The sequence below is a fragment of the Streptomyces cahuitamycinicus genome, assembly GCF_002891435.1.
Taxonomy (GTDB): Bacteria; Actinomycetota; Actinomycetes; order Streptomycetales; family Streptomycetaceae; genus Streptomyces; species Streptomyces cahuitamycinicus.
The window spans coordinates 1-2,416 of the sequence record NZ_POUC01000725.1; the positions used below are offsets into that span (position 1 = coordinate 1).

2 protein-coding genes are annotated in these 2,416 nt (G+C 69.3%); both read left to right on the forward strand.

Features of this window, described 5'->3' with window-relative positions:
• Positions 1–839 (forward strand): sensor histidine kinase (locus C1J00_RS42120; protein WP_146046389.1); only part of this gene is annotated, 839 nt, incomplete at its 5' end.
• Between the two features lie 186 nt (positions 840–1,025).
• On the forward strand, positions 1,026–2,339 hold the full coding sequence (locus C1J00_RS42125; RefSeq protein WP_102914081.1) for an ABC transporter substrate-binding protein: 1,314 nt from the start codon (positions 1,026–1,028) through the stop codon (positions 2,337–2,339).
• The last annotated feature ends 77 nt before the right edge of the window (positions 2,340–2,416 follow it).

Here is a 2,416-nt window from a genome sequence, read left to right on the forward strand (position 1 = left end):
ACCTGGGGGAGGGCCGGCTGGGGGCCCGCGTCCCCGAGGAGGGCCCGACCGAGCTGCGGCTCGCGGCGGTCGCGTTCAACTCCATGGCCGACCAGGTCGTCCAGCTCCTGGCGAACGAGCGGGAGCTGGCGGCGGACCTGTCCCACCGGCTGCGGACGCCCCTGACCGTGCTGCGGCTCAACACCGCCTCGCTCGGCGAGGGACCGGCCGCCGACCAGACCCGCACCGCGGTCGAGCAGCTGGAGCGCGAGGTCGACACCATCATCCGTACGGCCCGGGAGGCCAAGCCGCAGACGGCCGCGGCCGGTCCGGGCGCCGGGTGCGACGCGGCCGAGGTGGTCCGGGAGCGGATGGCGTTCTGGTCGGCGCTCGCCGAGGACGAGGGCCGCAAGTGGCGGGTGGCCGGGGCCGACCGGCCGGTGCGCATACCCGTGGCCCGCCCCGACCTGGCCGCCGGGCTGGACGCGCTGCTCGGGAACGTGTTCCGGCACACCGCGGAGGGCACCGCCTTCGCCGTCGACGTGCACAACGGCGAGGACGCGGTGATCGTCCTCGTCTCCGACGCGGGCACCGGCATACCCGACCCCGAGGCCGCGATGGCGCGGGGCCGCGGCTCCGGAAGCGACGGCTCGACCGGGCTCGGCCTGGACATCGTGCGCCGGCTGGCGGAGTCCACCGGCGGGGACGTACGGATCGGCTCCTCGGTGCTCGGCGGCACGGAGGTGCGCGTCTGGATCCAGCTGGACGGCCGCGCCCCCGCGAGCGGAGGGCACCGGCAGCTGCGACGCCGCCGCCCCGGCCGGTTCGCTGCCGTGTACAGCCGTTCCCGGTCCCACTGAGCGCTCCAGCGACGCAGCCTTCACGGGTCGGTCACGTTTCGACAAATGGAGGGACCGGCTCTTGACGTATGACCGGACATGCGGCTGTCATTGCGCCACCGTGTTCGGTCAAGTTGATTTCTGGTCGTTTACGACTGGATTTCACGCCACACCCTCGTGGCCGAACCCTGCCCTCAGGAGCCGTCCATGCACGACCTCTCTCCCTCCGGTGTCTCCCTCCCCGCTCCCAGCCGTCGCACCCTGCTGCGCGGAGTGGGCGGTGCGGCCCTGCTCGGCGCGGGCATACCCCTGCTGAGCGCCTGCGGCGGCAGCGGCTCGTCCGCCGACCCGAAGACGGTCGGTCTCGGCTCCAACTCATCCGACGCCGTGCCGAAGAAGGCGTTCGCGGAGATCTACGCCGCCTTCACCAAGAAGTCCGGCATCAAGGTCGATGTGAACACCAAGGACCACAACACGTTCCAGGAGCAGATCAACTCCTATCTGCAGGGCACGCCCGACGACGTGTTCACCTGGTTCGCCGGCTACCGCATGCAGTTCTTCGCCTCGAAGAAGCTGGCCACGCCGATCGACGACGTGTGGCAGAAGATCGGCGGCGACTTCCCCGAGGCGATGCACAAGCTCAGCAAGGGCGAGGACGGCAAGTACTACTTCGTGCCGCTGTACACGTACCCGTGGGCGGTGTTCTACCGCAAGAGCGTCTTCGCCCAGCACGGCTACGAGGTCCCCACCACCTGGGACGACTTCGTCGCCCTGTGCAAGCGGATGCAGAAGGACGGGCTGGTCCCGATCGCCTTCGGCGACAAGGACGCCTGGCCCGCGATGGGCACCTTCGACCAGATCAACTTCCGCACCAACGGCTACGACTTCCACGTCGAGCTGATGGCGGGCAAGGCCTCCTGGACCGACGCCAAGGTGCGCAAGGTCTTCGACCACTGGACGGAGATCCTGCCCTACCACCAGGAGGGCGCGGTGGGCCGCACCTGGCAGGACGCGGCGCAGACGCTGGTGGCCAAGAAGGCCGGCATGTACCTCCTGGGCACCTTCGTCGGTCAGCAGTTCACGGACAAGGCCGACCTGGACGACCTCGACTTCTTCGCCTTCCCGGAGATCGACCCGCAGTTCGGTCAGGAGACCGTCGAGGCGCCGACCGACGGCTTCATGCTCTCCAAGGCCCCGAAGAACCGCGACGGCGCCGCCAAGCTCCTGGAGTACCTGGGTACCCCCGAGGCCGAGGAGATCTACCTCAAGGCCGACTCCAGCGTGGTGGCCGCCTCCACCAAGGCCGACACCTCCGCCTACACCGCGCTGCAGAAGAAGTCCTTCGAGATGATCTCCGGCGCGAAGAGCCTCACCCAGTTCATGGACCGCGACTCCCGCCCGGACTTCACGTCCACGGTGATGCAGCCCGCGCTGCAGAACTTCGTCCGCAACCCGAAGAACGTCGACAGCATCCTCTCGTCGATCGAACGCCAGAAGAAGACGATCTTCGCCTCCTCCTGACCGCCCACCGGAAACGGAGACTCGACGACTCGGATCCCCACATGACCGCCACCCCCGCGAAGGCTCCGGAGCCGGCC

Excerpts from the sequence above, each read along its gene's own strand:
- C1J00_RS42125 (WP_102914081.1), top strand. The coding sequence starts at position 1,026 with ATGCACGACCTCTCTCCCTCCGGTGTCTCCCTCCCCGCTCCCAGCCGT.